17 protein-coding genes are annotated in these 20,870 nt (G+C 59.1%); 1 reads left to right on the top strand and 16 read right to left on the bottom strand.

The window, feature by feature from the left end:
- Positions 1–69: 69 nt before the first annotated feature.
- The 6 genes from ACZ5AL_RS06055 to ACZ5AL_RS06080 all read right to left on the bottom strand — a co-directional run bounded on the left by ACZ5AL_RS06055 (position 70) and on the right by ACZ5AL_RS06080 (position 5,805).
- Positions 70–1,290 carry an NAD(P)/FAD-dependent oxidoreductase gene (locus tag ACZ5AL_RS06055; RefSeq protein ID WP_464512853.1) on the bottom strand — a complete coding sequence of 407 codons (1,221 nt, stop codon included), beginning with the start codon at positions 1,288–1,290 and terminating at the stop codon, positions 70–72.
- A gap of 41 nt (positions 1,291–1,331) precedes the next feature.
- Positions 1,332–2,051 (bottom strand): helical membrane plugin domain-containing protein, encoded by a 720-nt coding sequence (locus tag ACZ5AL_RS06060; protein WP_464512855.1) that lies wholly within the window; start codon positions 2,049–2,051, stop codon positions 1,332–1,334.
- A 131-nt stretch (positions 2,052–2,182) separates the two neighbouring features.
- A complete protein-coding gene (locus tag ACZ5AL_RS06065; RefSeq protein WP_464512856.1) occupies positions 2,183–2,755 on the bottom strand; it encodes a Tll0287-like domain-containing protein in 573 nt (190 codons plus the stop codon).
- 479 nt (positions 2,756–3,234) lie between these two features.
- The gene (locus ACZ5AL_RS06070; RefSeq protein WP_464512857.1) at positions 3,235–3,846 is read right to left on the bottom strand and encodes a Uma2 family endonuclease; all 612 of its coding nucleotides are present in this window, start codon (positions 3,844–3,846) and stop codon (positions 3,235–3,237) included.
- 89 nt (positions 3,847–3,935) lie between these two features.
- On the bottom strand, positions 3,936–4,616 hold the full coding sequence (locus ACZ5AL_RS06075; RefSeq protein WP_464512859.1) for an HAD hydrolase-like protein: 681 nt from the start codon (positions 4,614–4,616) through the stop codon (positions 3,936–3,938).
- A gap of 106 nt (positions 4,617–4,722) precedes the next feature.
- Positions 4,723–5,805 carry a serine hydrolase domain-containing protein gene (locus ACZ5AL_RS06080; RefSeq protein WP_464512861.1) on the bottom strand — a complete coding sequence of 361 codons (1,083 nt, stop codon included), beginning with the start codon at positions 5,803–5,805 and terminating at the stop codon, positions 4,723–4,725.
- 289 nt (positions 5,806–6,094) lie between these two features.
- On the opposite strand from ACZ5AL_RS06080, the gene ACZ5AL_RS06085 reads away from it, so the two are divergent.
- Positions 6,095–8,422 (top strand): DNA gyrase/topoisomerase IV subunit A, encoded by a 2,328-nt coding sequence (locus tag ACZ5AL_RS06085; protein WP_464512862.1) that lies wholly within the window; start codon positions 6,095–6,097, stop codon positions 8,420–8,422.
- Between the two features lie 513 nt (positions 8,423–8,935).
- Here the strand turns inward: ACZ5AL_RS06085 and ACZ5AL_RS06090 are convergent.
- The 10 genes from ACZ5AL_RS06090 to ACZ5AL_RS06135 form a co-directional block, all read right to left on the bottom strand.
- The gene (locus tag ACZ5AL_RS06090; protein ID WP_464512863.1) at positions 8,936–9,322 is read right to left on the bottom strand and encodes a type II toxin-antitoxin system VapC family toxin; all 387 of its coding nucleotides are present in this window, start codon (positions 9,320–9,322) and stop codon (positions 8,936–8,938) included.
- On the bottom strand, positions 9,322–9,552 hold the full coding sequence (locus tag ACZ5AL_RS06095; protein ID WP_464512865.1) for a type II toxin-antitoxin system Phd/YefM family antitoxin: 231 nt from the start codon (positions 9,550–9,552) through the stop codon (positions 9,322–9,324). The genes ACZ5AL_RS06090 and ACZ5AL_RS06095 overlap by 1 nt, the downstream gene beginning before the upstream one ends.
- Positions 9,553–9,619: 67 nt before the next feature.
- A complete protein-coding gene (locus ACZ5AL_RS06100) occupies positions 9,620–10,030 on the bottom strand; it encodes a VOC family protein (protein WP_464512866.1) in 411 nt (136 codons plus the stop codon).
- A gap of 279 nt (positions 10,031–10,309) precedes the next feature.
- Positions 10,310–11,638 (bottom strand): ABC1 kinase family protein, encoded by a 1,329-nt coding sequence (locus ACZ5AL_RS06105; RefSeq protein WP_464512868.1) that lies wholly within the window; start codon positions 11,636–11,638, stop codon positions 10,310–10,312.
- A gap of 55 nt (positions 11,639–11,693) precedes the next feature.
- Entirely contained in the window at positions 11,694–12,407 is a 714-nt protein-coding gene (locus tag ACZ5AL_RS06110; RefSeq protein WP_464512869.1) for a hypothetical protein, read from the bottom strand.
- A 561-nt stretch (positions 12,408–12,968) separates the two neighbouring features.
- Entirely contained in the window at positions 12,969–15,320 is a 2,352-nt protein-coding gene (locus ACZ5AL_RS06115) for a fibronectin type III domain-containing protein (RefSeq protein ID WP_464512870.1), read from the bottom strand.
- 14 nt (positions 15,321–15,334) lie between these two features.
- A complete protein-coding gene (gene purE, locus ACZ5AL_RS06120; RefSeq protein WP_464512872.1) occupies positions 15,335–15,862 on the bottom strand; it encodes a 5-(carboxyamino)imidazole ribonucleotide mutase in 528 nt (175 codons plus the stop codon).
- A 163-nt stretch (positions 15,863–16,025) separates the two neighbouring features.
- Complete coding sequence (locus ACZ5AL_RS06125) at positions 16,026–17,162, bottom strand: 5-(carboxyamino)imidazole ribonucleotide synthase (protein WP_464512873.1); 1,137 nt, start codon at positions 17,160–17,162, stop codon at positions 16,026–16,028.
- Positions 17,163–17,191: 29 nt separating this feature from the next.
- Positions 17,192–19,930, bottom strand: coding sequence for a DNA translocase FtsK 4TM domain-containing protein (locus ACZ5AL_RS06130; protein WP_464512874.1), 2,739 nt, complete (start codon positions 19,928–19,930; stop codon positions 17,192–17,194).
- A gap of 65 nt (positions 19,931–19,995) precedes the next feature.
- Positions 19,996–20,766 carry a 2-phosphosulfolactate phosphatase gene (locus ACZ5AL_RS06135; RefSeq protein WP_464512876.1) on the bottom strand — a complete coding sequence of 257 codons (771 nt, stop codon included), beginning with the start codon at positions 20,764–20,766 and terminating at the stop codon, positions 19,996–19,998.
- Between the last annotated feature and the right edge of the window lie 104 nt (positions 20,767–20,870).

Below are 20,870 nucleotides of genomic sequence, written 5' to 3' on the forward strand. Positions count from 1 at the left end.
TATGACGGCCCGCTGCCAGTGTAACAGCGAGCCGAAACTGCGTGAATCTGACTGCGATACGTTCCTGCGCTATGCGCGTCCGCGGAGCATGCCATGCCAGTACATCTGCGGCAGGCCATATGCCTTGAGCGCATACATGCTGTAGCGTTCTTGGCTGGTATCGAACGAGAAGCTCGGGTCCGGTTCGTTGTTGTAGTCGAACTCGGCTAGCACCAGCTTGCCGTATCCGGTAACAAGCGGACATGACGCGTAGCCGTTGTACTCCTTCGGATCCGTGATGTCGCCCTCGTGCATGAGCTGCAGAAGGTTGGTCACTACAGTCGGGGCCTGCTTGCGCACGGCGGCACCCGTCTTGGCGTTGGGCGTGCTTCCGGCATCGCCCAGACTGAAGATATTGTCGTAGGTGGTGTGTTGTAGCGTGTGCTTATGCACATCCACCCAGCCCTCTTCGTTGGAGAGCGGACTCTCCTTAATAAAGTCGGGGGCGCTCTGCGGCGGGGTCACGTGCAGCATGTCGTACGAGACAACCTGCTCGGCAGGGGCGCTGTCGCCGCCGGTGGTGCGGAAGACCGCTTCGTTGCGGTTGGGACGAATCTCGATGAGTTCGTTGTAGAGGTTCACGTCGATGCCGTAGCGGTCGACGACCTTACGGAGCGTGCGCGCAAACTTCTCGACGCCGAAGATGACCGTACCGGGCGTAAAGAACTGCACCGACACGTCGTCGAGGATGCCCCGCTTGCGCAGGTGGTCGGCGGTCAGGTACATGATCTTCTGCGGGGCGCCGCCACACTTGATGGGCGTAGCCGGCTGCGTAAACAGCGCCGTATCGCCGGGCTGTAGCTTCTGCATGACGTCCCATGTGTCTTCGCAGTACTCGTAGGCGTAGTTGCTTACCACGCCCGAGCTGGGGTCTTCGATCGACTCGGCGAGTCCGGGCACGGCGTCCCAGTCGAGCTGCAGACCTGGAGCAACAACCAGGTAGTTGTATGCAACGGTTTCTCCGTTGGCAGTGGATACCGTGTTGGCCTCCGGATCGAAGGTAGTAGCGGCATCCTGAATCCACGTTACGCCTTCAGGGATGAACTCGGCCATGGGGCGTTCAGAGATCTCCTTGTCGAAGACCCCGGCGCCCACGAGCGTCCAGATAGGCTGGTAGTAGTGCGTGTCGGAAGGTTCGATGATCGCGATGGATTCGGGGGCGCGGCCGGACTGCTGCAGCTGAGCGGCTACCGTGATTCCGGCCGTGCCACCGCCTACAATAACGACATCGTACTGGTTGGATGTACTCATAACGTATCAGGTTGAATGCTGAAAGGGTGCGACAGAGGAAGTTACGATTGCAGTTTGCGCCCAAAGTGTTTGCCAAACATGGTGAGGAACCCAAGCGCCCGCTGGGTATCAGGGTCGCGGAACGCCTTAAAGAGTCCCCAGAGTCCGATTTGAGGCGGTTCGGCTCCGCATTCTTGCCGGCATTCAGCGAGCGCGTCGCCCGCCTTGCCGACAACGGAGACCGCATCGGGGGCAAGGATGCCTGAGTTTTTGAGCGTTTCAAATTCGTCGGAGGCTACGAAGGCACTAAGTTCGCTTACGGCTTCGGCGCTACGGCGCAGGACTAGTTCAGGGTCGTGGCCGGCGGCTTCAGCAGCACGGTAGGCATCATCGAACATATCGACCATCATGTTGGCCATGCCCGGTGCCTGGTCGGCAAGGTCGATAAGCTGATCAATATCGTCCATGCGGTTCATGAGCCGCGTGAGCGTATCGACCGTTTCAGGCGCAGTGAGACGCTCGGTAAGCTGCAGTGCGAGCTGCATCCGCTCGTCGAGGTCCACGCCATGCGCTTCAGCCGTACGATAGGTGTCGTCAACCATATCGGTGACCATATTGGCGGCCTGAGGCGCCTGGTTGACTGCGGTAGCAAGACCGTCGACCGCTTCCTCGATGGTGTCGAGTCGGTCTAAGATGCGGTGTAGCGCTTTCGTAGTCTGCGGATCGTTGAGGCGCTCCTCAAGCGAGGCTGCGCCGTTAGTAGAAGGAGCAGATGTACTCATGGCATCAGGGAGATCTAAGTAGGAGCGTGTGAAAAAGAGGCGTTCGGTAAAAGCGCTTCCGGGTCGAAAGCAACCGTATGAATAAAAAGCGGTAGTGCGGTAGGAGAAATAGGGGGACCCAGTGGTCAGAATCAGGGCAACGTGGCATGCGCCATCAGACTATCGGGCACGAACACAGCGTAGAGACCGCGCAGGTCGCCGGGCTCAAATCCGTATGCACGGTCGTCAGGATAGCCTTTTTTTACGAAGTCGGGGCGGTCGGCTTCGGCGCCGTGACATGCCAAACAGGTTTCTTCGACCGTGATGCGCTGAAAGAACCGTTGTCCCGAGGTTCCATTGAGGACCGTGGTTTCGTGCCACACGTGATTCAGGTCTGGGTTTTCATCAAAGCGTTCGTATACGGTGCGCGCCTCATCATCGAGGGTATGGTCGGGGTTGCGATTCCGGTCGGCCAGTTGTTGCACGACCCATCCGTTTTCGTGAGCCATCTGCTGCGCCTGGCGTCCAACCGGCTGACACACCTCTGCAAAGGTTGATTGGTCAACGGCTTTCGGATCATCGATCTGCTGGGCAAGTCCCGAGCGCATGGCATCGAGACGTTCTATCTGCTCCTCAACCTGTGCTTGAACCGGAGAGCGGTCGTCGGTCTCCGTGTTGGCATTGTCGGTACATGCAAGAAGCAGAAACGGGGCTGCTACGAGCAAAAATATCCCTATTGATTGTAGCCAACTAGATGAAGCAGGGAAATTTGTTGAGCCCATAGTACACCAGTCAAAGAGAGAATTCAGGCACGCGTCAGAGGACGGCTTCTCGTTGTATCCTCATAATGATGTAATTACAAGTGATTGTAACTACAAGAGTGGGTGTTGTTTCAGGCGCTGTCTACAAAGCTGTCTACAAAAAGTCATCGCGGTTCATCTGAGAACGCACTGTATGCCGTGAGCCTCCATAGTTTTGGCTGCTTGACAGGCCCTTTCAGTATATTAGAGCAAGCGGCTTGGGGAGGCTAACGTTCGAAAAGACGTTCACAGATATGGTCAAAGAGGGGGGAGATGAAGTGGGGCAGAGGCCCGTGGAAGACATGAAACGCCTTCGTTCGCCTCCATATTGTTTAACTGTTTAGGGGTGACATTCCACGCAGAATCGCGGTTGAGACTGCTAATTCGGGTGAAATCCGTACGGTTCAGGGAAGCAGATCTCTAACAGAGACAGCGTTCTCCACCATAGGAAGTGAGACAGGTTCGCCAGCGTTGAAGGTATGCTTTGTGCCGTAGCAGTCGGACTGCGGATTGGTGTAGACCTCCAGGCACGTATCTGGCAGGTTCACGATCCAGTAGGTGGGGATGCCGTGACTGGCGTACAACTGCTGTTTCGTTGATCGGTCAAACGAGAGCGATGCATCGGCGACTTCGACCACCAGGATAGCGGTCGTGGGGTGCGCATCGACAAAATCGCGCGGCTTGCCTTCGATAATTGCGAGGTCGGGCTCGGGTTCGGAGTGTGAGCCAAGCGCAAGAGGAAGTTGAACGCGAAAGAGAAATGTGCTTGTGTCGTACCGAGAACGAAGGGCTGCATCCGTTAATGTGAGTGCAGTAGCATGACGGCTGTTCTGTGGGCTCATGGTGCAGATCTGGCCATGAATGAGTTCGGTGGAGGTGTCCGGAGATAAGATCGTGGTCTCGGCGAGTTGCTCGTACTGCGTGCGGGTCCACCGCATGGGTTCGGGCATGCCGGAAGAAGTGCGCTGGGAGACGTTACGCTTGGTATCGGAAGCAGAAGCAACGGCAGTAGACATATCCCGGGATCCCCTGAAAAAAGTGTTAGGCAGCGAGATTGTATGGATGTAATATGAACGTGCGATACAGAAGTGCCCACTCTTTGTCGTTAGGTGTGCATCACCTGCTTGATGAAGGCATCTGTATCCTCTAAGCTATTGAGCAGTACGTGCGGTTGATGCGAAGCGAGGTCGTCGCGGGTGGAGTGGCCGGTGCATACGGCGACCGAGAAGGCGCCAATGCCACGTCCGCAGCGGATGTCGTTAGGCGTATCGCCAATGATCACTACATCGCTGCCAATGTAGGAGCGTCCGGTGTGCGTCTTTGCCCGTTGCACGGCCTTGGAGGGCAGTTCATGGCGTTTGGCGTGGTCGCATCCAAACGCGCCGAACGGAAAGTGGTGGTCTAGCCCGACCGCCTTCAGCTTCCAAAAAGCCATCGACCGGATGTTTCCTGTGAGCAAGGCAAGCTGTACCTCGGAGTGCTGGGCAAGCGTGACAAGAAGGTCGGGGACGCCCGGGAGCAGTTCAACGTCATCGGGGGCCACATCGGAAAGGACTGTAGATTCGTATGCATCCAGTGCCTGTTGGATGGTGCGATCTATAGGCGGAATATCGTTGGTCTGCAGGATCTCACGCATAATGGCAAGGTCGGTGCGTCCGCCAAACGAAATGCCCGCTGTCGTGACCGGTTTCCCGAACGTATCACTCAGCGCCTGCTCAATGCCTCGGCGTCCGGTGCCGTTGGCGTTAAGCAAGGTGCCATCGATATCAAACAAAAGTAGCTTCATAGCATCTAGGAGGCGATGAGGGTATAGAGGCGTCTAGGTCCAATATACATGTATTGCGTTCGAAAGCGACTGATCGTGGGAAGCTGTTAAGTCATTGTAACACGGATTACACATCGGAGCTACGCACCATGTGTCCTTTAATAGCAGCAGGGATGATATGATCGGTCACAATACGCTGCACGTCGCGTCGGTGCGATCGTCCGCCTGCCCCTGTCGGATCAGACGTGATTGCAATGGTAAGCTCCAGGCTGGGCACCACGTACAGGTATTGCCCGCCGAAGCCCCATCCATAGTAGGTGGGATGGCCGTGAATGTCATCGGTAAACCACCCATATCCGTATCCAGCGCCGCTCCAGCGCGATTCAGCGCGGGGCGTCCAGGATGTTTGAATCCACTCATTGGAGACCACTTGCATGCTGTCTACCAGGCCCCTGTTTCGGTACATCTCCCCAAATGCGACAAGCCCGCGCGGCGATACACGCATGTCGTTGCCTCCAAAGTAGATGCCCTGCGGATCGGTAGGCCACTGCGGCAGTCGGATCCCTAAGGGATCAGCCAGATACGATCGGGCAAATGCCCAGGTGCTCTGGTCCGTAGCCTGCGTGAGGATGGCCGAAAGCAAATGCGTGTTTCCCGTGCTATAGCGCCGCTCGGTGCCAGGATCCGACTGCAGTGGACGCTGTAGTGCGTTACGAACCCAGTTGTTAGTTGCAACCCACGCGCCATAGTTGCTTCCCGATGTACGTTCCAATCCGGACTTCATGGCCAGCAGGTGGCCTATGGTAATGTCACGCTTTCGTGGGTCATCGTTGCTTGTCAGATACTGCTCAAAGAATGGAGCGATGGGCTGGTCAGGGCCCTCCAGGTACCCCTCGTCGATGGCAATGCCGATAAGGGCCGACAAGATGGTCTTCGACACGGACTTGACGTTCACCGGTGTATCCAGGCTGGGGCCGTTGAAGCGGTGCTCAGCTTCTGCATCACCATGGCGAGCTACGATCAGGCCATGTAGCGCTGAAAGGTCCTCAGCAGCGGCAACGGCGTCTGCCATGTGTGTGCTATCCAGCCCTACGGTGGTGGCGGCGGTCGTGTCGGGATCAGGATCTGCATCGCGGTCTTCGGTGGGCGATTGGCATCCTATGCCGAGCAGGAGGAGCATCCAGATAAGCCCAGAGGCGATATACCGCATGCGAGTCAGTAGGTGGGTAGAGGATCAGGACGTATGACTGTTGTAACACAGAAACGGCTTTTCCGGCGTATGGGATTCAGTGTGCACGGTGCTTTTGATGACACCATACCAAGATGCTGTAACATGTGAGCATTCCCATACCGTTTGGGGCTCTCGTTTTGGGCAGGTTCTGCACTCAATCACGCTTCATAGAGCACGTGCGCTGCTTCATGCAACTGCCTGCATCACCATTCGTTGAGAGGGACGTGCACTCGTTTCCTCCGTTGTAGCTGAATCTGTTCCGCCGTTTATGCCCCAGACCGAATCCATCTCCCTGCATGAAACCGCCCGCAAGCGGTATCTCAACTACGCCCTTTCGGTGATTACCAGCCGTGCACTGCCCGATATCCGAGACGGACTGAAGCCAGTGCAGCGCCGCATCCTGTATGCGATGTTTACCAATCTGAATCTCTACCCCGATGGACGCCATCGCAAAAGCGCGACCATTGTGGGGGAGACGATGGGAAAGTACCATCCCCACGGCGACACCGCCATCTACGATGCGATGGTGCGTATGGCGCAGGACTTTTCGTTGCGGGCCCCGCTGGTGGATGGCCACGGTAACTTTGGCTCGCTCGATGGCGATAATCCAGCAGCCATGCGGTACACCGAGGCCAAGCTGCAGCCGCTGGCGATGGAGCTGCTCACCGAGTTGCGCCGCGATACGGTGGAGTACCGCGACAACTTCGATGGGACCCTCACCGAGCCCGTTGTGCTGCCCGCGCGGGTGCCTAACATGCTGGTGAATGGTGCCAGCGGCATTGCGGTGGGCATGGCCACCAACATTCCGCCCCACAACCTGGGGGAGGTGGTGGATGCGTGCTTGCATCTGATTGATGCGCCTGAGGCCGATGGTAGCGCGCTCTGGCAACACGTGAAGGCGCCTGACTTTCCCACCGGAGGGTGCATCCTCAATACCGAAGAGGAGCTACAGGAGATCTACACCACCGGCAAGGGCACCATCGACATGCGGGGCAGTTACCGCATGAAAGGCAAGACGCGGGCGATCATCGAGTCGGTGCCGTACGGCGTGGATAAGAGCAGCATCGTAGAGTCGATTGCCGACCACATCGCGGACGAAAACGTGCCGCAGCTGTCGAACGTGCGCGACGAATCGACCGACGATGTGCGCATTGTGCTTGAGCTGAAGCGCGGCGCCGATGCCGAAGCTGCGATGGCGTATCTCTTCAAGCACACAAAGCTGCAGCATCGCTTCCACGTCAACATGACGTGTCTGGTGCCGACCGAGCGCGCCGATGTGGGCACGCCCGAGCGGGTCAATCTGAAAACGATCTTGCGCCACTTCCTTGATTTCCGGATGGAGGTGGTGGAGCGGCGCCTTGCGCACGAGCTCGACAAGCTGGAGCAGCGTATCCATCTGCTCGAAGGCTTTGAGGTGATCTTCGATGACCTGGATGCGGCGATCGACCAGATCCGCGCCTCCACCAACAAGAAAGATGCGCAGGAGCGTCTCATGCAGTACTTTGATCTGGATGCCGAGCAGGCCGATGCCGTGCTCGATACCAAGCTGTACCGCCTCTCGCAAATGGAAATCGATGCCATCCAGACCGAGCTTGCTGCCAAGCGAACCCGTGCTGCCGAGATTCGCGATCTGATGGATGATTCATCCGCCCGCTGGGAGGTCGTTCGCAAAGAACTGCAGGCTATTCGCGACGATTACGCCGACGAGCGTCGCACCAAAATCACCGGTCCCGATGCGGCCATTGAGTACACCGAGGCCGATTACATCATGGAGATGGATGCGTATGTGATTGTGACGCGCGACGGCTGGGTGAAGCGCCAGGGCTCCTACACCGATATCGAATCGATCCGCGTGCGCGATGGCGATGACGTGGGCTGGGTGCTGGGCGGCTCTACACGGGCCACGGTTGGGTTCTTTACCAACTATGGCACCTGCTACACCATTCGCATCAACGATATTCCAAGCACCACCGGCTACGGCGACCCGGTGCAAAAGCTGTTCTCGTTTGATGATGGCGAGCGCGTTGTGGGCGTTGTGACGTTCGATGAGCGCGCGCTGCCGTCGGGGATTCCCGAGCAGGAAGAGCAGAAAAAGCTGTTCGATGAGAACGGTCAAACCGAGGAGGATCATGAGTGGCATCCGCCGTACGTGGTGGCGCTCTCAAAGAGCGGGCAAGCCACGCGCTTCACGATCGAAGGCTTCACCGATCCGTCCACCCGTAGCGGACGCATGTTTATGCGACTGGATGAGGGCGATGAGGTGGTGCGTACGCATCTGGTCCGCGGGCATGAGCACGCCTGTGTGGCCACCCACAACGGACGCGTACTTGTATTTCCCGTGGAGCAGGTTTCGGTCTACAAGGGACCGGCGAAAGGGGTGATTGGCATTCGCGTGGCCGATGACGACCGCGTGATTGGTATGGCCGTATCCGACAAGGCGCGCGAGGGGCTTGTGGTGCAGACCAACAACGGGCGCGAGGAGATTGTGCGCACCACGAAGTACGATGTCACGAACCGGGGCGGCAAAGGCCAACTGGTGATCAAGCGCGGCTACCTGGCCGAGGTACACCCCGATCCGGTTGAGGTAGATGTGTAAGGGAGGCGGTCAGTGAAGCATCTCAGCGCTCGGGGGGCTATCAGGGGCCACGTCCACGGGGAAGTCCCCACGCGCACCAGACGGGCCGTGGAGGCGTCACAGCACGTACCACAGCACGCTGTGACGTTACGCGCCCCTCCACACTGGGCGCAGGCCTTCCTTGCTGGTCAGGGACAGTTTTTTGAGGAAGTTGGGACGTAGAGTTTGATACGATCTGCCCAGCCTAATGCCCTGGCACACCTGATTGTTAGGGTCCGAAATTGTCATCGCGAGGAGGGAGCCCTGCGACTGACGCGGCGCTGTGAGCGCTAGCGAACGAGTACTCCTGGGGTGCGATCTCATGCCGTTGATTGGGCGGCTGCACCCGGCCTGACAGCAATGAGATTGCTTCGCTCCGCTTGCAATGACAAGGGGGTGAGTTGTTCTCAGTACGTTAGGCGCACATGCGTTACCCGAACATTGACCTGTGATACAATACTACTTAACGAATAGCACCAAGGCGAGCTCTTGGTCCTACCACAGAAGGTCAATGTCGTAGTTCGCGAACGCCTCATCCTTGCTCACGACCGACAGGGCTTCTACCTGCGCCTGCGCGATGCTCATACGGTCGAATGGGTCGCGGTGATGAAGCGGAAGGTCTGTGTAGGTATCGAAGTGCTTCACTTCTGAACGCAACATCTCAAACTCGTTTTCGCGCATCTGCTCTGAAACGAGTCCGCCAAGTGGCTTTGGCAGCTCCAGTTTTCCGATGTTGATCTTAATGGCCATTTCCCAAAGGCGCGCAGCGCTCAAGTAGGCGGCATTGCTTGTATCTTCGATCACCTCTCTCGCTTTTTGACTGAGTCGGTCGTTTCCACCTGCGAACCAGAGAAAACTGTGTGTGTCGAGAAGTAACTGCATTACCTGTACTCCCGAAACTCGTCAAGCGGCTCATCGAAGTCCTCGCTCATCCAGATCTCACCTTCGACGCTTCCGAACTGGCGCTTGCGTTTCCTCTCCAGCGAGGGTGGAGCGGTGAGCCGCACAAACGGGCGGTTGTCTTTCGTAATCAGAACGTCCTCTCCGTGAAAGGCGCGTTCGAGAAGTTCGTCGAACCGACGACGGGCTTGGCCTATGTCAACTTGTGGCATAGCAGCGCGCGCTGTCTGTTGTAGTAACTATGACAAGTAACAACGCGTTGACGCTATGGTTAGGCTCTTATTCATGAAGCCATGGCGCATAACTCAGACCAACCAACACTCCCTCGGGGCTAATAAACCTTGCGACTGTCTGCCCCCAGGGTTCAGTCCGGGTTTCATGAACGAACTCCTGACCCCTTTCCTTCATTTCTTGTACTGCCGCCTCCACAGCAGCCGCATCCGCCAACTCAAATTCAATTGTAGCTGTCGGCTCAGGAACATGGTCCGGCCATTCCTCTTGGCCAAAACAAGACTGGGCTGCCATAGAGAGGGGCCATACCCCGAAATGATTCGCTCCGGGGAATTTATCCATAAAACGATAATCGTCCATCTTCTCCAGCGGTAGACCTAGTGCATCCTGATACAGGGACGCACTTGCCGCGGGATCTTTGGTAATTGACGCAAAACCCGCAATACACTTGATTTCCATTCACTCCCTCCGTGACTGATGGAGCCTAACCTATACTTATATCAACACACGTGACATAGCACGCATCCATAAATCCGCGTAACACACTGGTGGATCAATTCGATAGGCAAAGAAGGCCCGGTGCTATGTCAACAGAGTAGGCATAGCACGTTATGCGATGCAGAGCAATTCAGGCGTGCTGATGACGCATGCAACATGCATCCATCTACATGATATGCTTCACATCGAATACATGCAAGCCGATGCGCAATCGCCCCGAACACCTCGATGACAAACCGCTTATGACAACGCCGCCACGCTGTCATGCAGCAAGCTGCGGCTTTTGCGGGTGTCGATGGTGGGTTCGAGTTGGGCTAGCAGACTGAAGAGGCCCACCAGCACTTTGTTGATAAAGATGAAGTGGTGCGAGCCCGATGTCTCGCGGAGCTGGGAGCCTTCTTTAAAGCACGCCTTGAGTTCGTCGTAGAAGGCGTCATCGCCAAAGTCAAACGTGTCTGCGCGGTACGGGCGCACAATCAGTTGTCCAAAGCGTTCAAAGAACTGTTCGACCCGCTCGCGGGTGGCGGCATTCATTTCATCGTGCAGGATGTCGAGCTTGTGCAGCATCGCGTCGATCTCGGACTGCTCGTCGTTGATGCGTGCATTCCACAGGCGGATCATGTCGTTGCGAAAGGCTTGCGGAAAGCGTTTCACGCAGCCAAAATCAATCACCCCAAGGCGTCCGTCTTCGCGAAACAAGAAGTTGCCCGGGTGGGCATCGGCGTGGAGCGTGCAGTGGTTGGCAGCAATTTGCTCGTGCAGGAAATCCCACAATAGCTGTCCGAAGTGATTGCGCTGTTCTTGCGAAGGGTTCTGCGCCAGGTACTCCTCCATGTGCACGCCCTCCACAAACGTCATCGTCAGGACGCTGGCGCTTGTGTACTCATGCACGGCGTGGGGCGTCACGATGCCCTCGTGGTCGTACTGATCCGCAAAGAAGTCGATGTTCTCGGCCTCGTTCTCGTAATCCGTTTCCAGCATAAGCATAGAGCGGATTTCCTCGAAGTACTCATCGAGGTACGGACCGCTTACAAGGCGCCCGAAGAGCCGCCGGGCAACCACCAGGTCCGACTCAATCGTGTTGCGGATGTTGGGATATTGCACTTTGACCGCCACCTTGCGGCCATCGTCAAGATACGCCCGGTGCACCTGTCCGATGGAAGCAGCAGCGAGGGCCTCCCCTTCGAATCGATCGAAGAGCTGCTCGGGAAAGGCGCCCAGTCCGTCGCGGATGCGTTTGCGCACCAGGGCCCGGTTCATGGGCGGTACCTTGTACTGGGCCTGGGCCATCACATCCATAAACTCATCGGGCAACACCCCGGTGTCCATGCTCATGGACTGGGCGAGCTTCAGGGCGGTGCCGCGCAGCTTGGTGAGCTCTTCGTAGATGTCTTTCGCGTTCTGGGTGTTCAGCGCTTCTTTCTGAGCCGCTTTATCGCCGTTGCGGTTGGTCACGCGGTCTTTCAGATAGCGCGCATAGTTGGCGCCGACCTTCAACCCCGTTTTCGCAAAGATCTTGCTGCGGTCGAACTTAGAGGCTGGAAAATCTTGCTCAGAATCGGAGGCCATAGCAATACATAGGTCAAGTGGAAACAGCCGATGGGAGACGACAGGCCGTGCTCGCTCACTCAAAAAATCGTCCGATGAGGGGCACGCGCTTCAGGCCGAGCGCATCCACTTTGGTGAGGTACCAGAGCAGATCCGTGCCGCGTTGCACGCCGCGAAAAGTAACCAGTTCAGCGGTGAATGCAACAAGTTTGTCGATGAGCGCGGTGGTGGCGGCGCGGTCGTCGCTGGTGTCGTGGAGCCAGAAGCGTATGATGCGTAGCACCGCCTCGGTAGCGATGCGAGAGACGGTCCATCGTCCGGTCACCCACTGGTTGGTGGAGGGCACCGTGTCTTCCGTGAGGAGCCGCTGCATCTCCCCCTGTACCTGATCGCGAAACGAGGCACTGCGCCGGATGTCGCTGTGGAAGGTGGCTTTCACGAATTCGCGCTCTTCATCCAGTGCGTCGAGAAGGATGTAGAGGAAGGTGGCCAGGCGCTCTTCAAACGAAAAGTGCTCGTATCCGTCCGTCGCCATGCGCAACAGGTGATACTGGTCGAACACCAGCGTGTAGAACGCAGGTAGCGCGTCTTCGGGCTCGTCGAAGTAGGAGACGAACGTCAGCCGATCGGTGCCGGCCTGCTCGCAGATGGCCGCCGGGGTGAGCGATGCCGGGTCGTCCATGTAGACCGCAATGGCGGCGTGAATCAGCTGTTTGCGTTCGGAAAACGCCTCGGGATCGGGCGGAAGGTCAGCAGACACGGCACGGGGCAGGTTAGGAGAGGAGTTCATTTGAGGTGCATAACGACAAGCCCCCGCCCAGGGTTGACCTGCCTTGCAAGGTTTCAGCAAAGGATTACGTTTGGGCGGACGGAATAAGGGAGAGGGGGTCGAACAAGACAAAACTGCGGTGTCTAATCACCTCATCATTTAGCGTTTATACACTCCTTCTCTGTCATATCTGAATGTTATGGTCCAAAATTGTCATCGCGAGGAGGGAGCTTGCGACCGACGTGGCGATCTCATGCCGTTGATTGGGCGGCTACATCCGGTCTGACAGCAATGAGATTGCGTCGCTGCGTTCGCAATGACAAGGTTATGAGTTGTTCTCAATACATTAGGGTGCACATGCGCTACTAAACTTTGACCTTTGACACAACACTACTTCTCTGTCAGAGATCAATGTTTGAGTCGTATGAGGCCAACGATTCGGCTATGTTGCCAGGGGAGATCCCGGCTCTGCGGCGCTGGGGCGCCTTGGCCGGGATGACTATGCGTGTTGGCAAATCATGCCCTACTCTAAGATTCAGGTTTGACAAAACACCACCGGATTACAATTTAACGCACTGCTCTTCAGCGCACCACAACGACGCGACGGGTGGTGGTGAACGTGTCTCCGGATATGCGGGCAAAGTAGGTACCGGAGGCCAGATCGCTGGTTGGCAAATCAATACGCTCGGGTTGAAAGGCCTGCACGTTGGCATCCACGGTGCGGCCTACCGCGCGCCCCAGGGTGTCGTACAGGCGGATGCGGAGCGTTTGCGGTGTATCGACCACGACTTCGATCTGCGAACTGCTGCGTACGGGATTTGGAATGGGTCCTGTAATTTCGCGGGCCTGATCAATGAGCGCCACCGGGTCTGTGGTTGTGGCGACCTTCGACCGATTGCCCGCAGCATCAACGGCAATCAGTCCGAAGTACGTCGGCGTGTCTGCAGGCAGGTCGTGCACCGTGATCGACTCGGTGGTGCCGGCAGGTTCAGGCGGTGGCAGGGCGGTGGAGACGGGCGTTGCAGTGGCAAAATCGTCGGCGGAGCTCAGGGCGGTTGCGGCGTAGCGCAGTTCGTAGCGTTCGGCCTGACCGCGGTCGGCCACGGCCCCGGTGGCGGTCCACGTAAGCGTTACGGCGTCGGAGGTGGCCGAGTCGACGCTGAAGTCAGCAATCGGTGCGGGGGGGATGCGGTCTTCCAGCTCGACGGGCGCATCAAGCGACGTGATGGTGGAGCGTCCGGCTTCGTTCTGGGTCTGCACGGCCACCGCATACGACGAGTCGGGCCAGAGCCCCTCCACGGTCACCGATTGGGGGTCGCCGGGGTCTAGCGGTGGCGGAGCAGGCACCGGACGCGCAGCCTCGAAGTCGGTCTCTGTTTCGATGGGTGCGGTATCCACCCGTACGCGGTACGCTTGCAGCGGATTATCGGTGGAGGTGTAGTCGGGAACGGTCCACGAAAGGGTCGCCGACCGGTCGTCGGTGGTGGCCAGGGTGAGCGCGTCGATTCCAGGAGGCGGATCGATGTGTCCGCCCTGTGGATGGCCGTCGGCAGTTTCAGCGTCGGTGGAAGCAGGGTCGAGCCAGTCGCGCAGCCGCTCGTTCGAAGTGGAGCCCTCCCACGCCACGGCCAGGCGCCCGTACCAGTCCGGTTCGTTGACGCCACACGCCGCGAATCCCCCCGACAGCACGCCTGCGATGCGTTGTTCAGGATCCAGCAGCGGGCCTCCAGACGAGCCAGGTTCGGTGGTGCCCACATCCCAGTCGCTCACACGCAGATGGGTGTCGCCGGAGTTGAATTCCGCATATCCGGTGATGGTGGGCGGGTCGAAGTCGAACGAGATTCGCTTGGCGTATCCGCCCGGATGGTGAATTGTCGTGGAGGCATCGGGGGCGGTGTCGGCGCGGGTCCAGCCGGTGTAGAACAGGTCGAATGCCGGAGAGAGGGATTCCTGCACCTCCAGCAGGGTGATGTCGGGGCCGTCGCTGATCATGGGGCCGCCTACGCTTGCACGCAGCTGTGCGCCCGTAGAGGTTTGGTCGAACGGGTCGGCGCTGGAAGTGCTGCCGCTCTCGGAGCTACCGGGTGGACGGCAGCTGGGGTGCTCATAGTTCCAGTAGAACACAGCGGTTTCGGCCACATCGGGGGTGTCGATGCAATGTTGGGCCGTCAGTACGTAGGGTGAGGTGGGGCCCTCGGTGGTGGCAATGAGGGCGCCGCTACAGGCCAACTGCTGACCGTTGCGCACAAACGTGATGCGCCCCACGGCCCGCACCGGATCGCTCCAATCATCGGCCTCGGGGCACGCCACATCAACGTTGCAGGATCCTGAAGCCTGGGGGCGGAGTGGGTCGGCAGCGGGCTGCTCGGATGGCTCGCCATGCCCCACATGCACGAGTCGCATCTGCAAGGCAGCCGGATCCACTGCGTGCGGCAGCAGGATCGTGACGAGCGCGGTTTCGCCTTCAATCATCGGGGTGAACAGGGCGGATCCGGCCTGATCGGCCCGGTACGGTCCGCGCTGCTGGGTGCCATCGGGACGGCTGACGGTGAGGCGGGCGCCTTCGGGCAAATCAAACGGACGGAACCCGAGATTAAGTGTCGTGGCCCCCCGGCTGGTTATCCGTACACGGCCTTTCTGGTGGGTGGCATTGTAGGGTGCCCAGTGCATCAGTGTGTGCAGGGATTCGGAAACGGAGCGGGCCAACGCGACAGGGGCCGGACCGCCGGGGGCGGGGGCCGACAGGGCGTCGAGGTCGGCGTCGGTGGGCGCATCAAGCGTAAACTCGGGCGGGCTGTGGGCTGATGTGTGGGCAGACTGTGCCAGAATGAGGGCCGGCTGGGTGGCGGTACAGAGGAGCGCTATGCATATCCACCCAATCATTGCATGGAAATGCTGTGTAAAGGCGCTGGGGCTGTTGCAATCACGTTCCATTACACCGCCAGGGATTAATCCGTCGTATCAGTGGGGTCGAATGCCTGCACGCGGGTATCCATGCCCTCTACCGTCTCAATGAGTTCGGACTTATACGCGCGCACCGCCGCCTGAAGGTCCGCATCGTGGGTGCCCAGGATTTGCAGGGCGAGCAGGGCGGCGTTTTTGGCGCCGTTGATGGCGAGTGTGCCGACCGGAACCCCGCCGGGCATCTGCACCACGGAAAGGAGCGAGTCCATGCCGTTGAGCGTGCTGGTTTTGACGGGCACGCCCAGGACCGGAAGGGGTGTGCTGGCTGCAATCATGCCGGGCAGATGCGCGGCGCCTCCGGCTCCGGCAATGATTACCTTGAGCCCGCGCTCGGCAGCAGTTTCGGCGTATTGCTGCATCACGGCCGGTGTGCGATGCGCAGAGAGCACACGCATCTCGTACGGCACTTCAAACTCATGCAGGATAGCGGCGGCATCGCGCATCACGGGCAGGTCCGATTCGCTTCCCATGGCGATGCCGATGAGGGGAGATTCGGGTTGGCTGTTGGGCATATGGGTGTATGGAGGTAGGTAAGGGTGGAGGGGTGGATGTTTGGAGGGTTATGCCACACTTGATTGGATGCTTCAGCGTTCTCAAACCATCCCCCGAGTTGCTTGGTCGGACGCAGAGGGGCCGAAGGTCATGCCGGTTGTACATCGCGACGAGGACACATACTCAAAGCGTAATGTGAGCGGCGGCTTCTTCAGCGCGGGTGCGGGCCGCCTCGGGGGTGTCGGCGAGGACAGTTACGTGGCCCATCTTGCGGTTGGGACGCACTTCGGGTTTGCCGTACACGTGGATGTGCGCGCCCTCCACGTCCAACGCCTGCTGCCAGCCGTCGGACTGCGGCGGGGTGCCCTCGCGCTGCCCCAGCACGTTTACCATCACCGCATGCGGGGCGACCAACTCGGTGGAGCCCAGCGGCAGGTCGAGCACCGCGCGCACGTGGTTCTCGAACTGACTCGTGACGCAGCCTTCGATGGTGTAGTGGCCGGTGTTGTGGGGGCGCGGGGCAATCTCGTTGATGAGGATCTCGCCCTCGCGCGTTTCAAACAACTCAACAGCCATCAGGCCCACCCCCTTGAACGCCTCAACCGCCTTGCGTGCAACGGTTTGGGCGCGCGTCGCGATCTCTGGGGCAACGGGAGCCGGAGCCATCACCGCGTGACAGCGGTGGTCATGTTGTTCGGTCGCTACCACCGGATAGACCACCGACTCACCACCCGGACGCCGGGCAATTTGCACGGCCAACTCGCGTACAAAGTCGACGTGCTTCTCAACCAGCACGCCATCGTCTCCGGCTAACGCACGCCACCCGGCTTCCAGCTCGCGGGTGCTCGATACCGTGCGGTTCCCATAGCCATCGTACGATCCCTCATACTTCTTCATCACCAGCGGACGCCCTAACGATTGCATCGCGGCACGCGCCTCCTCAATTGTGCGGCACCGTACATACGAGGCTTGCGGCAGGTCATACATCGACAGCCGATCGTTTTGAACGCCTTTGTGGCGAATCCAGCCAAGCGTCTCAGGGCTCGGCCACAGCGCGGTTTCGTCGGGACACACGGGCGCACATTCATCAGCGGGCGCCCACTCGCTTTCTACGGTGACGGTGGTGCATCCGGTGGCGAACGAGCGCAACACGTCAGCGTCGGTCCAGTCGGATACGAGCGTGTTGCTGTACGCTTGCATGGGGCCGGCTTCCTTGGGAGAGAGCAGGCGTACCTCAATGCCAAGGCGCACCGCCTCGGCGGCCATCATTTTGCCAAGCTGTCCGCCGCCTAAAATGCCAAGGGTGGGGAAGGAAGTCACAGGTCAAAAGGGGGGCTTCGTGGAGAGGGCTACGAGAGCAGGTCGTGTAATTCGTCTTTCGTGCGGATGCGTACGGTCCGTGGTTGCTTGCCCGCAAACGGTCCGACCACGCCGGCGCGCTCAAGGGCATCCAGCAGCCGGGCTGCGCGCGGATATTCGATCGCCAGCCCGCGCTGCAGCAAGTCTGGAGAGGCCTGTTGCTCCTGTACGACAAAGCGAGCTGCCTGCAGAAGTAAGGGGTCGGTTTGGCCGGTAGCAGGAGCCGGTGGTACGGTGGGGGTTGTAGCTTTGGGTTCGGAAAGCGATATCGGAGGATGGGGGGGCTGCGCGGCGATGTGGGTCGTTACCCGTTCTATTTCGGCAGCCGTTCCCAATGCGCCCTGAAGCCGGTAGACTACGTCGTTATGCTGAAAGAGCACATCGCCATGGCCCAGCAGTTGCTCGGCACCAGTCCGGTCGAGAATTGTGCGGGCGTCGACCTGCGAGGCCACTTCGTAAGCAAGGCGGGCGGGCAAATGCGGTTTCAGGCGCGGGGTAATGACATCTACCGAGGGCCGTTCGGTGGCCATCACCAGATGGATACCAACCGAGGCGCCCTGCTTTGCCAGTTCGACCAAGTGCGTTTCTGCATCGGGAGCGGCATCCACCAGTATATCGGCCAGTTCAGCAATGGCGATGACCAGGTGTGGCATAGATGCGTGTCCCTGGTCCGGATCCAGCATGCCGGCCTCCCAAGCTTGATTATAAGCGGCATGGGTCGTCGCCTGGGCGCGTTGTAAGCGCTCTTGTCGCACCGCCATCTCATGGCGTACCTGCGCCAGCACGTGTTGCCCCCGTGTCCCATCGGAGACGATAACGTCGGGCGTGGAGGCATTCACAACCACATGATCCGACAGGTGAGCGTAGGGCTGCATATCGGGACGTTCGGGAGCAATGAGCACCATGTTCAGGGCAGCAGGATGGGTGCCGTAAAGCATGCCCAACAGCAATGCATGCAGGGCCGCCGCGCCCCCACTGCCCGAGGCGCCAGCGATAAGCAAATGAGGGAGCGTTGCCAGATCAACGCATAGCGGCTCATGGGTAAGCGTGTATCCGAGCGGAAGGGGGAGCGCATGCTTGGCATCCCGAAACGTCTCGGTTGCGATGACTTCGTGCATCCCCACGCGGAGCGAGTGTGCACGCGGGATGTCGATGGATGCGGCACGCGCATCAGCCGGTGGAAGCATGTGAGCGCCCGGTTCATTGGCCGCCATTGCAATCTCGTCAACCCGTTCATGCAGGCGATGGGCCGCGCCCTCTGTGGCGAAAGCGAACCTATACCGTGTGATGTGCGGACCCGGTGTGATAGTAAGGTCGGTTACAGAGATGCCGTGGGTACCTAGCGCCGTGAGCAATGCCTGGGCCGTGGCCTCCAGCACAGAATCAGCAGGCAGCGGCGGCGGATCGGCGGGCGGTTCCAGTAAATCGATAGGCGGCGGCGTGTAGGCGCGCTGTTCGGAAAGAGGAGCCTCCACTGGGATGCTTGTCTCCGAGATTGGGGCACGTTCCGAAGGGAGGTGCAGGTGGATCGGGGTACCGTTGTTGAGATTCGGATCGCCGTCTCGATCATCATGATCTTGAGGCGCCGACGCGGTTTCCGGGTCGGCGGGAGGAGCGGTGGAGGTGTCGCGCATCTCGGGAGGAAGCGCATTGGTGTCTGGTGCAGAGGGGGCCGCTTCCATATGGTGCAACACCTCATCAAAGTCGACCATGTCGAGGTCCTCCTCGGAGTCGGTATCCTGCAGTTCCGTTGCGTCTAAAGTATCCCAGATGGCCGGATCGGGGAGCGGTTCATTTGACGACGAACCGGGCGAAGCATCGGCGGGAGCAGATGGTGTAGAAGCAGATGGTGCGGAGGTGGACGCTGCAGGAGGCTCGGCGGGTGCCTCCGCAGAGGACGAGGGTTCTGGCTTTGGTTCGAGGTGGTGCTCATCTGGTGTGTCTGGTGGACCCGGGGTCGAGGTCGGCTCTTCAGGGGGAGATGGGGGCTCTTGAGGAGGTTGAGACGCGGTAGATTGTGAGGAGCGCTGGTCGGTCCACTTGTCGTTAAGCGCATCCCGTTGGTCGGTTAGCCACGCATGGGCTTGGGCGGTAGCATAGCGGAGGCCGCGTTGCGTGGCATGCGCGCTGTATACAAGGGCGTTGATGAGGCGGTCGATGGAATCCTGCGCGTCTCCCTCACTCATAACAATCCACGTCCCCAAAGCCGTGATGGAAAGCACGAGAAACGACCCAAAGAGACCGATGAGGTGACGCATTCCCCCGGCTATGCCCGTTCCGATGGCTCCGATCCAGCGCGTCAGGTCGCCTCCAAACAGTTCACCGATCCACCCAATGGAAACTGCGGCATACAGAATGATGCCGACGGTGTAGAGCGTAGGACGAATGAGCGGCTCAAGTGTGCGGTCTCGGAACAGGGCGTGGCCCCACCACCCCAGCAGACCGCAGATCACCAGCATGAAATAGCCGAGTCCGTTGGGCACAAAGATGCCGGCCAGCCAGGCGCCCAGGTAGCCCAGTGCGTTGTGTACGCCTCCCTGGTCGGGATCGGGGGAGAAGAGGGCAGACAGCAGGGATTGCTGCTCCAGAGCGACATCATCGCTCGGGTTATACGAGAAAAAGGCAAGGCCAAGCAATACCGCCAAGGCAATGAGTAACAGCCCCAGGATTTCCTGCTTGCGTTGCGTGGTCAGCAACGCGTCGGACGATGTAGGGGCATCGGGTCCCATGGCACAAAAAAGCATCGATCAAAGCAGGCCGTTTCCGGCATGAGCACGCGCTGTTCTTCAGCATGTTACAACGCCGGTGGGGAGGCCGATGAAGCATCCGTATCGGCGGTGTGCGATGCGTGCAAGACGAGTCGGTTATCTGTATAGTACGGAAGAATGGGGAGGTGGTCCAGCTGAAAGCAGTAGTCTACATCGCGAGCATGCCCATTTTCAACGAGGCGCCGGGCGTGGTTGGCGTTGCGCAGCGTATCCTCAAGGCGGTTCTTGTTGTACAGGTAGAGGGAGTAGGCGGTATGCGCGGCATCGGACACGTGGTTGGGTTCTTCGCCATCCCAGAGCCGGTCGAGAATGGCGCCGGCACAGAGCGTGTCTTCGAGCGACACGCGGTTTTCGTGGCCCGAGCATACAATGGTTACGTCGATGCCGGTGCTTTTCAGAAAGTCGGCCACGCGCGATACGTTTAGGAACGACCCGGCCACCAAGTGTTCAGCCGTTTTGGCTTGTTCAATGGCTTTGGTGCCGTTGCTTGTGTTAAGGATAATATCGCGTCCTTCGACGACCTCTTCGGTATACTCCAGGGGCGAGTTGCCCAGGTGGTAGCCATCGATTTTCTCGGCGTTGCGTTCTCCGCCTAGCCGAAACACATCGGGGTCGAGGTTCGACGCGATCTTGCCGGCTTGAGCCATATCCAGCACGGGCATGACGGCACGTGCTCCGTTAGAGAGTGCGGTGTTGATCGTTGAACAGGCCCGAAGCACATCGATGACGACAACCGTGCGATCGCGTACATCGTCTTCGGTAACGGTCGTATGGGTTAGGAAAACCTCAACATTCATAATAGACAAGCATCAGGTGTGCACAGGGCAGCCCCGTGAGGGCCCCCATGAGACAAGCGAATAAAATAGATAGACCGGTTAACCGCAGTGGCGGTACGTTTGAT

Source organism: Natronotalea proteinilytica, assembly GCF_055379935.1.

Excerpts from the sequence above, each read along its gene's own strand:
- ACZ5AL_RS06055 (WP_464512853.1), bottom strand. The coding sequence starts at position 1,290 with ATGAGTACATCCAACCAGTACGATGTCGTTATTGTAGGCGGTGGCACG.
- ACZ5AL_RS06060 (WP_464512855.1), bottom strand. The coding sequence starts at position 2,051 with ATGAGTACATCTGCTCCTTCTACTAACGGCGCAGCCTCGCTTGAGGAG.
- ACZ5AL_RS06070 (WP_464512857.1), bottom strand. The coding sequence starts at position 3,846 with ATGTCTACTGCCGTTGCTTCTGCTTCCGATACCAAGCGTAACGTCTCC.
- ACZ5AL_RS06075 (WP_464512859.1), bottom strand. The coding sequence starts at position 4,616 with ATGAAGCTACTTTTGTTTGATATCGATGGCACCTTGCTTAACGCCAAC.
- ACZ5AL_RS06080 (WP_464512861.1), bottom strand. The coding sequence starts at position 5,805 with ATGCGGTATATCGCCTCTGGGCTTATCTGGATGCTCCTCCTGCTCGGC.
- ACZ5AL_RS06085 (WP_464512862.1), top strand. The coding sequence starts at position 6,095 with ATGCCCCAGACCGAATCCATCTCCCTGCATGAAACCGCCCGCAAGCGG.
- ACZ5AL_RS06090 (WP_464512863.1), bottom strand. The coding sequence starts at position 9,322 with ATGCAGTTACTTCTCGACACACACAGTTTTCTCTGGTTCGCAGGTGGA.
- ACZ5AL_RS06095 (WP_464512865.1), bottom strand. The coding sequence starts at position 9,552 with ATGCCACAAGTTGACATAGGCCAAGCCCGTCGTCGGTTCGACGAACTT.
- ACZ5AL_RS06100 (WP_464512866.1), bottom strand. The coding sequence starts at position 10,030 with ATGGAAATCAAGTGTATTGCGGGTTTTGCGTCAATTACCAAAGATCCC.
- ACZ5AL_RS06105 (WP_464512868.1), bottom strand. The coding sequence starts at position 11,638 with ATGGCCTCCGATTCTGAGCAAGATTTTCCAGCCTCTAAGTTCGACCGC.
- ACZ5AL_RS06110 (WP_464512869.1), bottom strand. The coding sequence starts at position 12,407 with ATGAACTCCTCTCCTAACCTGCCCCGTGCCGTGTCTGCTGACCTTCCG.
- ACZ5AL_RS06115 (WP_464512870.1), bottom strand. The coding sequence starts at position 15,320 with ATGGAACGTGATTGCAACAGCCCCAGCGCCTTTACACAGCATTTCCAT.
- purE (WP_464512872.1), bottom strand. The coding sequence starts at position 15,862 with ATGCCCAACAGCCAACCCGAATCTCCCCTCATCGGCATCGCCATGGGA.
- ACZ5AL_RS06130 (WP_464512874.1), bottom strand. The coding sequence starts at position 19,930 with ATGGGACCCGATGCCCCTACATCGTCCGACGCGTTGCTGACCACGCAA.
- ACZ5AL_RS06135 (WP_464512876.1), bottom strand. The coding sequence starts at position 20,766 with ATGAATGTTGAGGTTTTCCTAACCCATACGACCGTTACCGAAGACGAT.